This window comes from Streptomyces sp. NRRL F-5126, assembly GCF_000721265.1.
GTDB lineage: Bacteria > Actinomycetota > Actinomycetes > Streptomycetales > Streptomycetaceae > Streptomyces.
This window is the reverse complement of the sequence record NZ_JOFZ01000011.1, coordinates 231,638-249,006: the sequence shown is the minus strand read 5'-3', so window position 1 is coordinate 249,006 and position 17,369 is coordinate 231,638. Positions and strand designations below refer to the sequence as shown.

Annotated in this window: 13 protein-coding genes; 5 read left to right on the top strand and 8 right to left on the bottom strand. The window is 71.6% G+C overall.

Features of this window, described 5'->3' with window-relative positions:
• Positions 1–48: 48 nt before the first annotated feature.
• On the top strand, positions 49–1,218 hold the full coding sequence (hppD, locus tag IH48_RS0124485) for a 4-hydroxyphenylpyruvate dioxygenase (RefSeq protein WP_051840497.1): 1,170 nt from the start codon (positions 49–51) through the stop codon (positions 1,216–1,218).
• Positions 1,219–1,303: 85 nt separating this feature from the next.
• On the opposite strand, the gene IH48_RS34515 is transcribed toward hppD, so the two are convergent.
• On the bottom strand, positions 1,304–3,400 hold the full coding sequence (locus IH48_RS34515) for a tetratricopeptide repeat protein (protein ID WP_158710347.1): 2,097 nt from the start codon (positions 3,398–3,400) through the stop codon (positions 1,304–1,306).
• Between the two features lie 107 nt (positions 3,401–3,507).
• Between IH48_RS34515 and IH48_RS0124475 the strand changes: the two genes are divergently transcribed.
• From IH48_RS0124475 to IH48_RS0124465, 3 genes are all read left to right on the top strand, one after another.
• Positions 3,508–4,926 carry an FAD-binding oxidoreductase gene (locus IH48_RS0124475; RefSeq protein ID WP_051840492.1) on the top strand — a complete coding sequence of 473 codons (1,419 nt, stop codon included), beginning with the start codon at positions 3,508–3,510 and terminating at the stop codon, positions 4,924–4,926.
• A gap of 95 nt (positions 4,927–5,021) precedes the next feature.
• Positions 5,022–5,225, top strand: a complete 204-nt coding sequence (locus tag IH48_RS0124470) for a helix-turn-helix domain-containing protein (protein ID WP_030908595.1) — start codon at positions 5,022–5,024, stop codon at positions 5,223–5,225.
• A 7-nt stretch (positions 5,226–5,232) separates the two neighbouring features.
• Positions 5,233–5,700, top strand: coding sequence for a Clp protease N-terminal domain-containing protein (locus IH48_RS0124465; protein WP_030908593.1), 468 nt, complete (start codon positions 5,233–5,235; stop codon positions 5,698–5,700).
• Positions 5,701–5,739: 39 nt separating this feature from the next.
• Here IH48_RS0124465 and IH48_RS0124460 read toward each other — a convergent pair whose 3' ends face one another.
• The 3 genes from IH48_RS0124460 to IH48_RS0124450 form a co-directional block, all read right to left on the bottom strand.
• Entirely contained in the window at positions 5,740–6,516 is a 777-nt protein-coding gene (locus tag IH48_RS0124460) for an SAM-dependent methyltransferase (RefSeq protein WP_030908590.1), read from the bottom strand.
• 112 nt (positions 6,517–6,628) lie between these two features.
• Positions 6,629–7,222, bottom strand: a complete 594-nt coding sequence (locus IH48_RS0124455) for a pyridoxamine 5'-phosphate oxidase family protein (protein ID WP_030908587.1) — start codon at positions 7,220–7,222, stop codon at positions 6,629–6,631.
• Between the two features lie 118 nt (positions 7,223–7,340).
• Positions 7,341–9,020 carry a beta-1,3-glucanase family protein gene (locus IH48_RS0124450; protein ID WP_030908584.1) on the bottom strand — a complete coding sequence of 560 codons (1,680 nt, stop codon included), beginning with the start codon at positions 9,018–9,020 and terminating at the stop codon, positions 7,341–7,343.
• Between the two features lie 351 nt (positions 9,021–9,371).
• On the opposite strand from IH48_RS0124450, the gene IH48_RS0124445 reads away from it, so the two are divergent.
• Entirely contained in the window at positions 9,372–11,399 is a 2,028-nt protein-coding gene (locus IH48_RS0124445) for a HelD family protein (RefSeq protein WP_030908581.1), read from the top strand.
• 149 nt (positions 11,400–11,548) lie between these two features.
• On the opposite strand, the gene IH48_RS0124435 is transcribed toward IH48_RS0124445, so the two are convergent.
• From IH48_RS0124435 to IH48_RS0124420, 4 genes are read right to left on the bottom strand one after another with little or no spacing between them, the layout of a single operon-like run.
• Complete coding sequence (locus tag IH48_RS0124435; RefSeq protein WP_051840489.1) at positions 11,549–12,730, bottom strand: CapA family protein; 1,182 nt, start codon at positions 12,728–12,730, stop codon at positions 11,549–11,551.
• The gene (locus tag IH48_RS0124430; protein WP_030908577.1) at positions 12,727–14,916 is read right to left on the bottom strand and encodes a prolyl oligopeptidase family serine peptidase; all 2,190 of its coding nucleotides are present in this window, start codon (positions 14,914–14,916) and stop codon (positions 12,727–12,729) included. The genes IH48_RS0124435 and IH48_RS0124430 overlap by 4 nt, the downstream gene beginning before the upstream one ends.
• Positions 14,913–16,199: an MFS transporter gene (locus tag IH48_RS0124425; protein ID WP_030908574.1), complete on the bottom strand. Its 1,287-nt coding sequence runs from the start codon at positions 16,197–16,199 to the stop codon at positions 14,913–14,915. The genes IH48_RS0124430 and IH48_RS0124425 overlap by 4 nt, the downstream gene beginning before the upstream one ends.
• Positions 16,192–17,358 (bottom strand): HesA/MoeB/ThiF family protein, encoded by a 1,167-nt coding sequence (locus IH48_RS0124420; protein WP_051840487.1) that lies wholly within the window; start codon positions 17,356–17,358, stop codon positions 16,192–16,194. The genes IH48_RS0124425 and IH48_RS0124420 overlap by 8 nt, the downstream gene beginning before the upstream one ends.
• Positions 17,359–17,369 lie beyond the last annotated feature (11 nt).

The window sequence follows — 17,369 nt, the reverse complement described above, 5'->3', positions numbered from 1 at the left end:
AAGTCCGGAACTGTTGCGCACCTTGCAGTACGGGGAGACCCTGTGCCCATGGCAGACACCTCGATGCACGACACCGCGCCGCAGACCGGCACCGTCCCCGAGACCGCGCGCGAGGCCGACCCGTTCCCGGTGAAGGGGATGGACGCGATCGTCTTCGCCGTCGGCAACGCGAAGCAGGCCGCCCACTACTACTCCACCGCCTTCGGCATGAAGCTCGTCGCCTACTCGGGCCCCGAGAACGGCAGCCGTGAGACCGCCAGTTACGTCCTCACCAGCGGTTCGGCCCGCTTCGTGTTCACGTCCGTCGTCAAGCCGTCCACGGACTGGGGCCGCTACCTGACGGAGCACGTCGCCGAGCACGGTGACGGCATCGTGGACCTCGCCATCGAGGTGCCGGACGCGCGCGCCGCCTACGCGTACGCCACCGGGCAGGGGGCGACCGGCCTCGTCGAGCCGCACGAGATCAAGGACGAGCACGGCACGGTCGTGCTCGCCGCCATCGCCACGTACGGCACGACCCGGCACACGCTCGTCGAGCGGACCGCCTACGACGGCCCGTACCTGCCCGGCTACGAGGCCGCGCAGCCGCTCGTCGCCCCGCAGGAGAAGCGGAGCTTCCAGGCCGTCGACCACTGCGTCGGCAACGTCGAACTCGGCCGGATGAACGAGTGGGTCGGCTTCTACAACAAGGTCATGGGCTTCACCAACATGAAGGAGTTCGTCGGCGACGACATCGCGACCGAGTACTCGGCGCTCATGTCGAAGGTCGTCGCGGACGGCACGCTCAAGGTGAAGTTCCCGATCAACGAGCCGGCGGCGGGCAAGAAGAAGTCGCAGATCGACGAGTACCTGGAGTTCTACGGCGGCGCGGGCGTGCAGCACATCGCGCTCGCCACGAACGACATCGTCACATCGGTGCGGCAGATGAGGGCCGCGGGCGTGCAGTTCCTCGACACGCCGGACTCCTACTACGACACGCTCGGCGAGTGGGCGGGCGAGACCCGCGTGCCGATCGAGACGCTGCGCGAGGAGAAGCTGCTCGTGGACCGCGACGAGGACGGCTACCTGCTGCAGATCTTCACCAAGCCGGTCCAGGACCGGCCGACGGTCTTCTTCGAGATGATCGAGCGGCACGGCTCGATGGGCTTCGGCAAGGGCAACTTCAAGGCGCTGTTCGAGGCGATCGAGCGCGAGCAGGAGAAGCGCGGCAACCTCTGACGTATGGCGCGGCCGCGGCCCCGTGGGTGGACCACCCACGGGGCCGCGGCCGTGTTCCCGGCCGTGCGTCCTCGGTTGCGCTCGCTCAGGGGCGCTGCGGCGACGAGGCCGGATCCCGGCCGGGTGGTAGGGCGCCTGCGCCCGCCGCGCCGTCCGCGGGGGCGGCGTTCGGCACGGAACCGTCCGGCGCCGCTCCGTTGGGCGCCGCTCCGCCCGGCGCGGCCGGGGCGGGCGCGATGTCGGCCGGTGTCGTTCCGGCCGGGGCGGGCGCGGCCGCAGCACCGGGGGTGCCTGCCGGTGCTGCTGGGGCTGCCGGTGCGGCGGGTGCCGGGGGTGCCGCCGGGCTCCCCGACTTCGCCGGGCCCGCCGCGCCGATCGTGCCGCCCAGCGCCTTCAGCGCCGCACGCGCCCGGGGCGCCAGCAGCGGGGAGAAGTACGGGTTCGTGCGCAGGGCCTCGTCCAGGTGCCTGCGCGCCTGCGCCTTCATGCCGAGCTTCCGCTCGATCTCGCCCCGGTGGTAGGAGTACAGGGCGTTCTTCGGCCCATCGCTCGTCGCCGTCGTCGCGTACGTGAGGGCGCGCGCCGCGTCACCCGACTTGTACAGCGCCCAGCCCAGCGCGTCCGCCGCCTCGACGCTCCTGCGGCCGCTCGTCCACTCCGCCGTCAGCCGGGCCACGGCAGCGCCGGCGCCGCCGTGGTCGGCCTCGTACCGTCCGAGCAGCAGGTTCTCGTCCACGCCGTCGCCGGCCGCCTTCGCGGCCTCGGAGCGCACCTTCGCGTACTGGGTCTGCGCGTCGCCGGTCAGGCCGAGCGACTCGTACAACTCGCCGAACTCCAGGGCCGTCTCGGGCCTGGGCTGCTTGGCGAGCGCCGCCTGGTAGGCCTCGTACGCGTCGTCCGTCCTGCCGAGCGCGGCCAGCGCACGGCCGCGGCCCGCCTGCGCGGCGGCGAGGCCGGGCGTCACCTTGAGCGCCGCGTCGTACTGGCCGAGCGCCTCCTTCGGCTCGCCGCGCTCCCACGCCAGAGCGCCGAGTTCGGCGAGGCCCGCGGCCTTCTGGACGGGCGAGGCGGCGTGGTCGACCGCGTCGGACGCCTTGGCCGCGGCGTCCTCGCGCCAGCCGCGCCCCTCGTACACGTGGGCGTAGGCGCCGGAGATGGACGCGGCCTTCGGCCGGGCCGCGGCGAGCTTGTCGAGGGCGCGGCCCGCGGCCTCGTAGTCGCCGATGCCGTTGTACGCGTCGATGAGCGGGGGGTAGACGGCCCAGGCGGACGGGTGCTTCTTCTTCGCCAGCTCGCCCCACTTCTTGGCCGTCATGTAGTCGTGGCGCGCGTTGGCGAGGGCGGTGAGCCCGATCAGCGCCTCCTTGGGGGCGGCCGCCGGCGCCGAGGGCGTCGCCGCGACGGACGTCGGCGAGGCGGGTGCCTTCGCGTCGACCGCCCCGCCGCCGGGCCGACGCGCGCCGCTTCCGGAACCGGCGGCGCGGGCGGCCGAGACAGGGCCGGCGGCCGGCGTACCCGCGGGCACGGCCCCTGGGCCGGTGCCGGGCACGGTGCCGCCGGGCTGCTGCTGTGCCGGAGCCCGGGTCGCGGGCGCCGCCCCCGCGGGCGCCGTCACGGTCCCGGTTCCGGCGGGTGCCGAACCCGTGCCCGGGACCGCGGCGGGCGCTGACGGCGCCGAGGGTGCGGCGGGCGCTGCGGGCGCGGGCGGCGTGGCGGGTGCGGCGGGCGGCGCGGAGCCCGTCCCCGGGTTCGTCGCCCCCGCGCTCCCCGTCCCCGCACCCGGGGTGGCGGCGCCCGGGGTGGCCCCGTCCCCGTCCCCGCCCGCGGATCCGTAGAGCGCGCGGTCCAGGGCGCGCTCGGCCAGGGGGTACGAGGACGGGTCCGCCTGCTGGACGCCCCGCGCCACATACGCGGAGCCGAGCACGGCCCAGGCCTTGGCGTCGTCCGGATGCGCCCGCACCCGCGCCTCGCGGTCACGGATGAGCGCGCTCAGGTCGGCGCGCGTGGCGGGCGCACCGGCGGTGACGGCGGCGAGTGCGCGCCCCTCGGGCCCCGGGGCGGGCGGCGCGGCGGCCTCCTTCTTCTCGTCGGGCACGAACACCAGCACGCCCGCGACCAGAAGGCCGCCGACCCCGGCAGCCACGGCGGCGCGCCTGACATGTCTGACCTGATCCGACTTCATGGCGTTCATAGTTATTCACTGTGCGTCAATATGAAGATCACACCGCGCTGTGTGGGGTGGATCGCATACGGGTTCACACCGATGGCGGTCGGTGCGAACCTGGGATCATGGACGATCTGCTGGAACCCCGCGCCGGAGCGACGACCGCCCCCACCTCGCAGGCCGAGCTGGTGGCGCGGCTCGGGGCGGGGCTGCCCGCGGAGGCGCTCGTCACCGACCCCGACGTGATGGTGTCGTATGCGCACGACATGGCGAGCTTCTGTGCGGCCGGGGCGCCCGCCGTGGTCGTGCTGCCGCGCAGCGTCGAGCAGGTGCGGCACGTGATGCGGACGGCGACCCAGCTGCGCGTGCCCGTCGTGCCGCAGGGCGCCCGTACGGGCTTGTCCGGTGCGGCGAACGCGTCGGACGGGTGCATCGTGCTGTCGCTCGTCAAGATGGACCGGATCCTCGAGATCGACGCCGCGGACCGGGTCGCCGTCGTCGAACCCGGCGTCGTCAACGCGACGCTGTCGCGCGCAGTGGCCGAGCGCGGCATGTACTACCCGCCGGACCCCTCCAGCTGGGAGACCTGCACCATCGGCGGCAACATCGGCACCGCCGCCGGCGGCCTGTGCTGCGTGAAGTACGGGGTGACCTCGGAGTACGTGCTCGGCCTCGACGTCGTCCTCGCGGACGGGCGGCTGCTGTCCACCGGGCGGCGGACGGCCAAGGGCGTCGCGGGGTACGACCTGACGCGCCTGCTCGTCGGGTCCGAGGGCAGCCTCGGGATCGTCGTGAAGGCCGTGCTCGCGCTGAAGCCCCAGCCGCCGGCGCAGCTCGTGCTGGCCGCCGAGTTCACGTCGGCGTCGGCGGCGGGCGAGGCGGTGCGCCTGATCATGGAGCGCGGGCACATGCCGTCCCTGATGGAGCTGATGGACGGCACCACCGTCCGCGCCGTCAACACGATGGCCCACATGGGGCTGCCCGAGACGACGGAGGCGCTGCTGCTCGTCGCGTTCGACACCGCGGACCCGGCGGCCGACCTGGCGGCGGTGGGCGAGCTGTGTACGGCGGCCGGCGCGACGGAGGTGGTGCCGGCGGACGACGCCGCCGAGTCGGAGATGCTGATGCAGGCGCGGCGGCTCTCGCTGCCCGCCCTTGAGGCGCAGTTCGGCACGACGATGATCGACGACGTGTGCGTGCCGCGCTCGCGGCTCAGCGACATGTTCGAGGGCGTAGAGGCCATCGCGGAGAAGTACGACACGAAGATCGGCATCTGCGCGCACGCGGGTGACGGCAACACCCACCCGATCGTCTGCTTCGACCCGCAGAACGAGGACGAGGTGCGGCGCGCCGAGGAGGCGTTCGACGAGATCATGGCGCTCGGGCTGCGGCTTGGCGGCACCATCACGGGCGAACACGGCGTCGGCGTCCTGAAGAAGGACTGGCTGGCCCGTGAACTCGGCCCGGTGGAGCTTGAGTTGCAGCGTCAGATCAAGAGGGCCTTCGACCCGCTCGGGCTGTTGAACCCCGGGAAGCTGTTCTAGCGGCAGAGCGGGGCGGGGCGGGGCTGCGGCGTCAGTCTGGATTGACAAGAGCAGATTGTCAGTCCAGACTGACATCGTCATGGAATACTGACCGCATGGATTCCGCAGACCTCTCGTCCCGCCTGACCTCGCTCGATCCCGCCGTCGGACTACGGGCCGTCGGCGCGCTGCACCGCCTCGCCGAACAGGTGGAGGCGTCGTCGGTGGCGCGTGCCCGCGCACAGGGGTGGTCGTGGGAGCAGATCGGCGACGCGCTGGGGGTGTCGCGGCAGTCCGTGCACGCGAAGCACGGGAAATGAGGCGACGATGTTCGAGCAGTTCGCGGGGGAGACCCGCGCGGCGGTGAGCGACGCGCTCGAAGAGGCGCGGCTGCGGGGCGACCGGCGCATCGGCACGGAACACCTGCTGCTGGGGGCGCTGTCGCAGCAGGGCGCCGCTGCCGGGACGGGGCTCGGTGTGGACGCGGGCGCGGTGCGCGAGGCGCTGCGGGAGCTCGACACGGAGGCACTCGCCGCCGTCGGGGTCGACGCGCGCGGTGCGGACCGGCCGCCGATCCCGTCGTCGCGCAAGCACACACCGTTCACGTCGTCGGCCAAGTCGGTGCTCAGCGGCGCGCTGGCCGAGGTGCGCAGTCAGGGCGCGCGGCGGATCACACCGGCCCACCTGCTGCTCGCGCTGCTGGAGACCAAGGAGCCCGACCCGGCCGCCGACGTGCTGACCCGGCTCGGCGTCGACCGTGCGGCGGCGCGGGAGAGGCTCAGGCGCGCGGCCTGAGCCTCAGCCCCTGCCCCAGCCCCTTCCGAACCGGGCCGTTCACCGCTTCCGCGCGACCCCGGCGTAGTTCGGATGCGGCCCGGTCTCCGGCGGCACCGGCGCGTCCCCGCGCCAGCGCGGCGTCGCCACCACACCGGGCTCGATGAGCTCCAGGCCGTCGAAGAAGCGCTCGATCTCCGCGACCGACCTGCTCTGTGCCTCGATGCTGCTCGTGTACGTCTCGTTGAGCTTCGCGCCCTCCTCGGCGAAGCCGTCGAGGGACACGTGTGTCAGCGCAAGGTAACTCCCGGACGGCAGGGCGTCCATGAGGGTGGACACCACCCCGTACGGGTCGTGCGCGTCGACGACGAAGTGCATGATCGCGAGGAGCGACAGGGTGATCGGCCGCTCGAAGTCCAGGAACTCGCGGGCGTGGTCGAGGATCGCGCCGGGTTCGCGGATGTCCGCCTCGACGTAGTTCGTCGCGCCCTCGGGCGTGCCGACGAGCAGCGCCTCCGCGTGTCGCATGATGATCGGATCGTTGTCCGCGTACACCACCCTGGCCGCCGGGTGGACGCCCTGCGCGACCTGGTGCAGGTTGGGCGCGGTGGGAATGCCGGTGCCGATGTCCAGGAACTGGGTCACACCGTTGTCCGCCGTCCACGTGACGGCCCGCCGCATGAAGGCCCGGTTCTCGTGCGCCGCATCGCGCATGAACTCGGGCAGCCTCTCGCCCAGTTGCCGGTCCACCTCGTAGTGGTCCTTGCCGCCGAGCAGGTAGTCGTAGACGCGCGCGGGATGCGGGCGGCTCGTGTCGATCCTCGGTTTCGCACCCATCGATGTCACTCCGCTGAAGATCGGTTGATGCCTGCCGCGCGAGTCTCCCACACGGCCTGACCCCGGCACGCGCCCCGAGCGCTCGCCCCCGGCACGTACGGCCCGGCGACGGTTACGCGGTCCCCGTGAGCGGTGGGAGGGGGAGCGGCAGGCCCGGGAGGCCGTCGATGCTCGTCGCGATGTGCTCCTTCTTGTGGAAGTAGGCGTCGAGCGACTCGTCCGTCTCGCGCGCGAAGCGCGAGCCGTGCAGCGGGCGGTCCTCGTCGTACGTCATGAACGGGACCGCGTACCCGCAGGTGTCGCGGATCTTCTCCGCGGCCACGACGATGATCGCCCGCAGCCCGTGCCTGGTCGGGTCGATGCCGGGGAAGCGGGCCAGCAGCCCCGCCCACCGCGCGTCGTCGCGGAAGACCGGCTCCCCGCGGCCGTGCACGCGCACGATGTTGGGCGGGCCGTCGAAGGCGCACCACATCAGTGTGATGCGGCCGTTCTCGCGCAGGTGGGCGATCGTCTCGGCGTTGCTGCCCGCGAAGTCGAGGTAGGCCACGGTGTGTTCGTCGAGCACGGCGAACGAGCCGTTCAGGCCCTTGGGTGAAAGGTTGACGGTGCCGCCGCTGCCCAGCGGCGCCGTGGCGGTGAAGAAGATGTGCTGCGCCTCGATGAATGCGCGCAGCCTGCCGTCTATCCGCTCGTAGCTCTTTCCCATACGCCGATTATGGCCGGGTGGTGTCCGCGCGGCACGCGTACAAGGCGTGCGTCTCACGGTGTGGCCGCCGGCCGGTGGCAGCGTCGAACCGCTACCGGCCGGCAACCACCGCGGGCGGCTACTTCGTGAACGTGAACCAGTTCACGTTCACGAAGTCCGAACTGCTTCCGGCGAAGACCAGGTAGACGTCGTGCACCCCCGTGGCGCCCGCGACGATGTTGGCCGGTACCGTCTGCCAGTTCTGCCAGCCGCCGTTGTTGGCGAAGTCGATCTCGGCGACCTTCGTGCCCGATCTGCTGTCGAGCCGCACCTGCACCGCCCCGCTCACGCCGGCGGCCGCGCCCGAGGCGAGGCGGGCGACGAACTGGCTGGGCGAGGACGAACCGAAGTCCACCGAACCGTACTTGAGCCAGTCGCCGCCCGAGATGTAGCCGACGTCCTGCCCGCCGCCCGAGTCCGTGCAGCTCTCCTTCGTCGTGCCGCTCTGGCCGCTGTACGACTCGGCCTGGATCGTGGAGTACGCCCCGGTGCCCGACCCGCCCGGAGGCTGGTCGCCCCCGCTACCCGCGCCGGCGCCGAGCGCGACCGTCCACGACGTGGGGGCACTGTCCTGGATGTGGCCGTCGACGGGGGCCGCGCCGGTGGGGCCGACGTCGTCGTAGGGGAAGGCGTAGCCGATGCTCGCGTACTGGTGGACGAGCCTGGCGTAGTGGTTCGTGGTGGGATCGGTGTAGTACTGCGACGGCGTCACACCGTCGGGCTGGTTGTCGCCGCCGGAGACCAGCAGGCTGCTCCGGTTGAGCGCGGCGGCGAGGCGGGCCGCGACGGCGCCGCGCGCGTCGCCGCCCGAGTTGTAGAGGGGCCCGCTCGCGCACCCGAAGATGTCGACGGCGCTGGGCTTGGTGAACGGGACCCCGTTGGTGTTGAGCCCGGCGAACGTCAGCACGCCGCCCGACACCGTGCCCTGGTAACTGCCTATGCTGCCCTGCCCGTTCACGGTCAGAGTGTGCGACTGGTAGTGGTTCCACACCGCGTCCAGGTACCCGTTCCAGTAGCCGCCGAAGTCGACGGGCGAGTGCCCGGGCGCGAGCACGCGCACCACCGCGCCCGAGGAGTCGGTGGCGACGAGCCGGTCCCAGGGCGCGCCGTCCGCGGCGTGCTGTGCCCGCAGCCCGGAGGCGATGGAGGCGAGCGCCCCGTTCGGCAGCGGGCTCACCGACTGCGATCCTGAGCTGCCGGTGCTGGCCATCGACACGGGCAGCGCGACCATGTCGACGTAGCTGATGTTCGCGTACAGGTTGGCGCTGTTGTACGTGAACTCGCAGAACGTCCAGTTCGTCTGCCAGTTGGGGTCCGACGACGTGAAGCCGGGCTGCACGAGGCCGGGCACGCCGCCGTTGCCGCCCGGCGGATTGACGAAGAACTGGATCTTCTTGCCGACGGAGAACCAGACGCGCCCGCCGATGATGTACTCGCCGAGTGTCAGGCGGGTGGGCGCGGAGCCGGAGGCGCCCAGCGGTATCGAGTAGTCCGGGATCGGCGTGACGGGGCTCGACGGGCTGGGCAGCCGGTTGAAGCGGCCGTCCGAGCCGACGAATCCGGGCCAGCCAGAGCTGTCGGCGCCGCTGACGTAGGCGTAGACGGTGCCGCTGCCCGAGTTGTTCTGCAGGGCCAGCGGCAGCGAGGGCGACGCCGCCCACGCTTTCGGCGCGAGCGCACCGGAGACGAGGGGCGAGCCGAGAGCGGCGGCCACTCCCGTCGCGCCGGCGGCCGTGACGAACGAGCGTCTGGAGAGCACGTGTTCCTCCTGGGGGAGGCGGGGACGGTGTGGGGGCGGCGCTGCACAGTCGGGGGGATGGACGGGGTGTGGCGGATGTGGCGGGCGCGGGGGAGCCCGGGGAGCGGATGCGGAAGAAGCCTTTCAACACTATTGGTCTAGGCCAGACATGGCGTCAAGGGAGCGGACGGAATCCCCTCCGACTCGCCCCTTGACGCCATGGATGCCGTCGTAAAGACATTGCTTCAGCAGGTAAGTCAAGACTTACCTTCGAAGGACTTTTGACCGTATGGTGTGGCGCGAATCGAAGGAGCCCTGTTGCCGAAAAAGAAAAATTCAGCCGTGTGTGCACTTGAATCCGAGCAGGATTATGTGTCCTCGTTGTACGAGCTGCTCAGCGAGCGGCTTTCCGAGGCGCGAGCGCACCGGGCGAGTGTCCTGAAATCCCCGGCGGAAAGCGCCGGCGAGGCATACGAGAGGGAAATCGCCGCCGAGCGTCTGGCCAAGGAAATCGGCCGTCTTGAGGGCGCAGAAAAGGGACTGGTCTTCGGGCGCATCGACCGGACGGACGGCACGGCTCTGCGCATCGGGCGGCTCGGGCTGCACACGGAGGAGGACGACCTCCCGCTGCTCGTCGACTGGCGCGCGAACGCGGCGCGGCCCTTCTACGAGGCGACACCGGTCCACCCGATGGGCCTGCGGCGGCGCCGGCACCTGCGCATCGAGGAGCGCACCGTCGTCTCGGTGAGCGACGAACTGCTGGACGGCACCGCCCCGACCGACGACGACGTCGTGGGGGACGGCCCGTTGACCGAGGCACTGTCGGCGCGGCGCACGGGCACGATGCACGCGGCCGTCGCGACGCTGCAGGCCGAGCAGGACGAGATCGTCCGCTCGGCCCACCGCGGGGTGACCGTGGTGCAGGGCGGGCCCGGCACCGGAAAGACGGTGGTCGCCCTGCACCGGGCGGCCTACGTCCTGTACGCGTTCCCGCGCGCCGCGCAGGAGGGCGTCCTGGTGGTGGGCCCGAACGCCCGGTTCCTCGACTACATCTCCCAGGTCCTTCCGTCCCTCGGAGAGAACGACGTCGACCTGGCGACCTGCGGCGAACTGGCCGGAGTGGCCACGGACACGGCGGAGCCGTTCGCCACGGCGCGCCTCAAGGGCAGCTCCGGTCTCGCCGGCGCCCTGGCCGGCCTGCTGCGCGCCCACCAGGCACCCGCGGGTGACTTCACCGTGCGGGTGGGACAGCAGCTCGTCCACCTGTCCGCCGGGGAGGTCGCCACGGCGCGCGACGCCGCAGTGGCCGCCGTCCCGGGGCACAACCCCGCGCGACAGGTGTTCACGGAGCTCCTGGTCGACGCCGTCACCGACGCGCTGGAACGGGACATGGGCGATGTCCTGGAGCGGATCGACGCCGACTCCGCCAGGATGACGGGCATGGACCTCGACCGGTTCACGGGGGCCGACCGGCGCCGCGTCGAAGGCGCGGCGGAACCGGGCCCGGCGCACGAGCTGGATCTGGACGCCGTCCGTGCCGATCTCCTCGACGACGCGGGCGTCGACCGGGCGGTCGAGGCGCTGTGGCCGCGGCTGGCACCCGGTGACCTCGTGAAGGCGCTCCTGACGGACGCCGGCGCCCTCGCCGGGCACCTGCCCCGCCTGAGCGCGCACGAGCGGTCCCTTCTGCTACGCGGTCCCGACGACCCGTGGACCGACGCCGACGTGCCGCTGCTGGACGAGGCGGCGAGCCTGGTCGACGGCTCTCCCGAGCGGACGTACGGGCACGTCGTCGTCGACGAGGCGCAGGAACTGACCGCCATGCAGTGGCGGATGATCGTCCGCCGCTGCCCGGCAAGGGCGATGACGCTCGTGGGCGACTTCGCCCAGGCAGGCCCGGTCGCGACGGCACGCGACTGGAAGGAAGCACTGAGCCCCCACGTCGGACCGCGGTTCACGCTGCACAACCTGACCGTCAGCTACCGCACCACGCAGGAGATCCTGGAGAGCGTCCGCGGCCTGCTCACACGGATCGCTCCTGACCAGCAGCCCACACGGTCACTGCGCAGCGGTGAGAGCCCCCGCGTTGTGACCACACCTCCGGACGGGCTGCTCGCCGCCGTCGTGGCGGAACTGCACGCCCAGAGCGCCGCGCACCCGGGCGAGCTGCTCGGCGTGATCTGCGCGGACTCCAGGGCGGGTGAGCTGGCGGCCCGGGGCCTCGCCGACCACGCACGCATCGTGCCGGCGTCCGAAGCGCGCGGCCTGGAGTTCGACGGGGTCGTCGTCGTGAACCCCGACGAAATCAGCACGGCCCGCCCCGGCGGGGAGCGGGACGTGTACGTAGCCCTGACCCGCGCCACCAAGCGCCTGTGCACGATCACGGTCCGGCACGCCTGACCGCGTTCGCCCTGCTGTTCGTCTACGGTCTGTGGCACGACCTGGTCCACCGCCCCGCGGCGACCAGGCACTGCTGAGCCGGGGCGATACGCCCGCCCGGCTGGGAGGACCCTGGCGCGCTGGAGGTCGGGTTCACTGCCGGGCAATGCCTACCGCGGTGAGAGGCGCCAGTAGGCGTAGCCGTCGTCGTCCTCGACGGACAGGTCCGCGGGCATGGGCACGTGCTCCATGCAGGTGCGCATGTGCGCGAGGTCCTCCTGGTGCCGGCCGTCCGAGGACCGGAGCGGCTCGACCGCGCCTTCGGGGGCGATGCGGCAGGGGTAGAGACCTACCGAGGTGATGCCGTCGGCGCCGACATCGCAGCGTGCCACTACGGTCCTGCGGGCGTCGGGGTGGAAGGGGAGCAGCGGGTACCCGGCCCGTGGAAAGATGCCGTACTCGCCCAACTCCCGTACGCAGGAAGCCTCGTCGTCAAAATCCTGTTCGGGCGTCTCCCGGTGGAGGTCGGCCGCGAGCCCGGGCAGGTCGCAGGCGATGTTGCCGAGACCGTAGAACACCGGTTTTCCATCGACGAATCCGGTGCCGCGCAGTAGATGCTGGTGGTGTCCGAGCACGATGTCGGCCCCCGCGTCCACGAGGAGTTGTGCCACCTGGGGTTCGCAGTCGGTGAGCACGTGGGGCCGGAAGGGATCGCCCCAGTGCACGCTGGCCACGGTGACGTCGGCGAGTTCCGCCGCCCGTCCCACAGCCTCTTCCGCCAGGGCCGAGTCGCCCTCGTCGACCGCTGTGATGATCAGTGGCGCGCAGCCCGGATTCCAGTAGGAGGGGTCCGGGTTGACGTAGAAGGTGTGCGCGCGCAGGGTCGCGATGCCGGGTACTCCCGCGCGCGCCTCGTAGCCCGCGGGGAAGACGGTCGACACGGCGACGAAGGCGACGGTCAGACTGTTGCGGGTGAGCACCGCCGGCTCGAACGCCTCGGCGAGGTTCAGCCCGGCACCGACCGGCCGCACTGCCCGCGCCCGCAAGGCCTCGATGGTCTGGCGGAGCCCTTCGTGTCCGCCGTCCACCGCATGGTTGTTGGACAGCGACATCACGTCGAAGCCCAGCGTCCGCAGCGCCTGCGCGTTGGCTGTCGCCGCGACCTGCGGGCCACGCGCCTGCGGTGCCCGGTCGGGCGAGGACGAGTAGGCCCCCTCGCAGTTGCCGAACACGATGTCTCCGCTCGCGAGCAGCCCCGCCAGTGCGGAGAAGTCCGCGGCGGCGGGCGGCCGGTCCACGAACACGTCTCCGACGGCCAGGATCCGCACCGTGCGACGCGAGTGCTCGTTCACCGCTGAGGCTCCGATCCGGTGGTCACGGCCGGCTCGCCGGCGGCCGTGACCACACCGGTCTCGCGCAGGATGAAGGCGAGCACCTCGGCCTCGTCCATGAGGTCGTCGTCCGCGTCCGAGTGGCCGAGATGGCCGGTGCCGTCGATCCGCACGAGCACCGGCCGGCCGCTCGTAGTGACCCGGCGGATGCCGGCGGCGAACCGCAGTGGCTCGGCCGCACTCACCCGGACGTCCGACAGGCCCGCGGTGAGCAGCATCGCCGGATAGCGTCCCGGCGCGACGTTGTCGACGGGCGACAGCCGGGCCAGGGCCGCCCGGGCACCGGGGTTCTCGATCGGGTTGCCCCACTCGTCCCACTCCAGGGCGGCCAGCGGGTCGTCCGGGCGAAGCAGCGTGGCGAGACAGTCGACGAACGGGACCTCCAGCACGCCCGCGCGAAACAGGCCGGGGTCGCGGTTGACCGCCGCTCCCACGACCGCGGCGCCCGCACTGCGAGCCCTTGCCACCAGCGCATCGGGCACGGTCAGCCCGGAACCGGTCAGCAGCCGGGCGCAGGCCAGGTAGTCCTCCACGGCCCGCAGCTTGTTCGGCCCGTTGCCGGCACGGTGCCATGCCGGGCCGTGCTCTCCGCCCCCGCGTACGTGGGCGACGGCGAAGGCGACGCCGCGGCGGAACAAGGAGGGCCGGAAGACGGAGTACTCGGGATCGACCGGCAGCCCGTACGCACCGTACGCGTACAGGACCGTGGGAAGGGCACCCGTGGACCCCGCGGGCCGCAGCAGCGTCAGCGGGACGATCGTGCCGTCGTCGGACCTCGCCTCCAGACCGAGCACGTCCACGCCCGGTGCGGCAGGACCGGCGCCCGAGGGTGAGCCGGCGTCGTCGCGGGGGACGGCGGAAGGGCGCCGCTCGTCCAGGCGGTACCAGCGGGAGGGGTCGGTCCAGCAGGCACGGACAACCTCGGCGGCGCTGCCCGGGGGGCGCACGCCGGGCACGAGGTGGAGGGCCGCGAGCCGGTCACCGGCTGCCGAGCGTGCCTTCCGGTGCCCCCCAAGGGCCGTTGAGGACTCCGGGGCGGTGACCCGTCCTGTGTGCGGTACGTGCTCCCCGACCGGAAGGGGATCGGGGAAAGCGACGGGCACCGGTTCGCCGCCCGCCGACGCCGCGTCCACGTCGAAGCGCAGCAGGCGCTGGCCGTGGCCGTGGCGCAGCACCACGTGGATGTGGCGGTCCGACACCACCACGTCGTCCAGGTGTTCCCCCGGCCGCGCCCGGTAGTGGGTGGTCCAGCGGGACGCCGGAACAGGCAGTACGCGCAGGTCGGTGGCGGACATCAGGGTGCTCGGGGACCGCCCGTCGGAGACGATGGCCGCGCAGCGCCCCGCGTGCACGTCGGCGCGTACCTGAAGATCGTCCCCCGGTGGCAGGAGCGGCGCAGGCGCACCGTGGTTCCCGTCGAGCAGGAAGACACTTCTGCGCGTGTGCAGTTCCGTGCTCAGCAGGACGTGCCGGCCGTCCGAGCCGGAGGAGAGTTCGACGTACTCACCGGTGGGTTCCAGCGCCGCACTGACCGTGTGCTCGCCGGTCAGCGGGTCGAGGGCGTGCAGCCCGACGGGCGTGCGGTTCACGTCCAGCGCCAGATGGAGCAGGCGGTTGTGCCGGGTGTCCCAGGCCAGGGACGGCGCGGCGGATTCGGCCACGCGCCGGGATGCGCCGGCCGCGAGATCGCGGATGCGCACGTCGAACGTGTCGGCGCCGGTGCGATCCACGGTGTAGGCGAGGTACGCCCCTGCCGGGTCGAGCACAACGTCACCGAGGATGAACTCGCCCTCGTCCTCATCCCCGTCCCCGTCCTCGTCCTCGTCAACCTGACGGTCCCGTCCCGTGTCCTCGGTGGGGTCTTGCGCTGCTTCGGCGGCGAAGTCGAGCAGGACCTCCCACTCGGACTCGCCGCCCGGCCTTTCCCGCAGCAGTCGGGGGAAGAGCGCGCCGGGCGGGATGGTGAGGACATGGAGCAGTCCGTTGGCCGTCAGCAAGGACAGCGGAACGAGGCCCGTCTCCGCGTCCTGCGCCCGGAACTCTGTCCTGAGCCGCTCGTGCAGGCCGCGCAGGGGCGTCGTGTAGGCGGACCAGGCCGCGGCCTCGCTCTCCACGGAATCCTCGCCCGCCTGTTCGGCGCCGCTCATCCGGCCCTGACGGATTCCGCGTCGGGGACGGGCTCCTGCCGGGCGGCCGCCGGTTTGCGTCGGCTCAGTCCGAAGCCGGTGAGGTCGGCCACCACCGCCGCGCAGCCGCCGACCAGCAGCAGCGTGGCGGCGGACATCCGCGCTGACAGCGAACCCACGCCGGCGACCGACACAGGCTCGAGGCCGAACGATGTCGCACGGGCGATGCTGTTGACCCTCCCGAGATACTGCTCGGGCGGGAGGGTCTGCAGCAGGGTGCGGTAGTACGTGGCCGCGGGGCCGGCCGCGAGTCCGCTGCCGCAGTACGCGAGCACGGCCAACGGCAGGTCCCGTGCGAGGCCGACGGTTGCCAGCAGCGCATCGCTCAGCATGAACAGGCTGAAGATGACCTTCTGCGACGACTGCCACGACTTGGGCAGCCGGTTGCAGAGCAGGGTGCCAAGTACCAGGCCGGCGCCGAAGGCCGCGCTGAGGAACCCGAGTCCCTGGGGCCCGGCCTTCAGGATGTTCTTCGCCATGAGCGGGATGGCCACACCGATGAGACCGAGAATGAACAAGTTCGCCACGGCGAAGACGGGGAGCAGGACTCGCAGCCTCGGATGGTTGAGTACGAACGACAGGCCGCCGCGCAGTTCCTTGAGAATGGCCTGGCGCTCTTCTCCGGCCGGCCTGCTCAGTCTGGGCAGCAGCAACATGAGAAGACTGCTCGCGCCGTACAGGGCGGCTCCGGCGTAAAGGGTGCCGGGCGAGCCGAGAGCCGCGACGAGGACCCCGCCCAGTGCAGGGCCGGACGTCATGGCTGCCCACTCGCGCAGGCTCACCCACCGGTTCGCCTGCACCAGCCGGTCCTGGTCCACCAGCAGGGGCAGCATGGCGGCTCCCATCGGCAGCCTTACCGCGTCCAGGATCCCGAGGGCCGCCGCGAGGCCCAGCCAGAGGCCGAGCTCCTGGTGCCCGGTGATGAAGGCTCCCGCCAGGTTGAGGAGCGCCAGCAGGAAACCGACCGCGATGGCCAGGAACCTCCTGTCGCTGCGGTCGACCAGCACACCTCCGAACAGCAGTAAAAGGCCACGCGGCACTGCCCAGACCGCCAGAACCAGTCCGAGCGTGCCGCCGCCGAAGGCATGCAGAGCCGCCCAGGTGATCGACACCAGCACCAGCTGCTCGGCGAAGTCCGTACACGTCTGGGACCAGAACATCGCCTGGTAGAAACGGTTGCGGCTCAGCGGCCTGGCAGACGCCGTGGCGCTGACGCCGGGCTCGCCGCCGGCGGACTCAGTCATGGGCCCCGTCCGCGGGGAGTGTCCGGACCGGGGACGGGGCACCGCTGTGCGCGGCGGTCTTGGCGCACACGGGGCAGCCGGCGCGGCGCACGGTCTCATGCCATTGCTGGTCAAACGTCATGAAGTCGATTTCCAGTAGCTTGTGTGAGGTGAGCATGGTGCCCAGGCCCAATCGCCGGCGCAGCATCTCGTAGGTCAGGAAGTACCCCAGGAACATGCAGGCAGGGCCAAGCGCGCCGTTGCTCGAGTCGAGGTCGTGTGCCCGAACATAGTCCAGCAGCTCCTGGAATTCGGGGTGTTCGGCGTTCTCGCCGTCCACGATGCAGCGGTAGCAGGGGCCCTGCCCCGGCAGGACGCTGTAGGCGGTGCCCACGTGGGAGCTGATGCTGCCCGCGGTGTACGGGATGCCACGGCGTACGCAGCCCTCGTTCACCCAGAAATCGATCCAGCCGTTGGGCCTGTCCGCCAGGCAGAAGACGAAATCCGGACGTGCCGCATCCAGGATCTCCTCGATGTCCTCCAGTGATTCCAGCCGACGCTCCACGGCTGTGAAGCGAATGTCCGGATTGAATTGCCGCATGCTCTCGGCGGCTGCCTCGACCTTGGGCTGCCCGACAGCCGACGTGGAGTACAGAACCTGTCGATTGAGGTTGCTCAACTCTACGCGATCGAAGTCCACGCCGGTGATGTGCCCCACCCCGAGTTCGGCCAGCGCCAGGCAGACATTCGCGCCTATTCCCCCCATGCCGAAGACGACGACCCTGGTCTTTTTCAGAGTGACCTGCGGAGTGTGAAAATCCTCACCGGCTGCCGCGCGGGTCCGAAAGAAATTCAGGTTCCGTGAGTAGCGGCGAAGGTCGTCCGCGGAGAGTTCCGCGGGGGGAATCGCCGCTGCGTCCTCCAGAAACCCGGCCGCGTGAAGAGTCCGGACGCCTTCGTCCACCTCCGCCGTCGTGAGCGTGCCGGCCAGCTCACGTGCCAGCTCATCCCGATGACGCGTGCCGTCGAGCAGGAGGACCAAGGGCTCCCAGTGACGGTCCGGATCTTCGATCTCGCTCGCATAGGCGGGCCCGGAACCCATGCGGATGCGCCCGTCGAGATACATCACGTCGTAGATGGGGCGAATTCTGGGAAGGATCGGCAGGTCGGCGCTTTCCATCTTTATTCGTC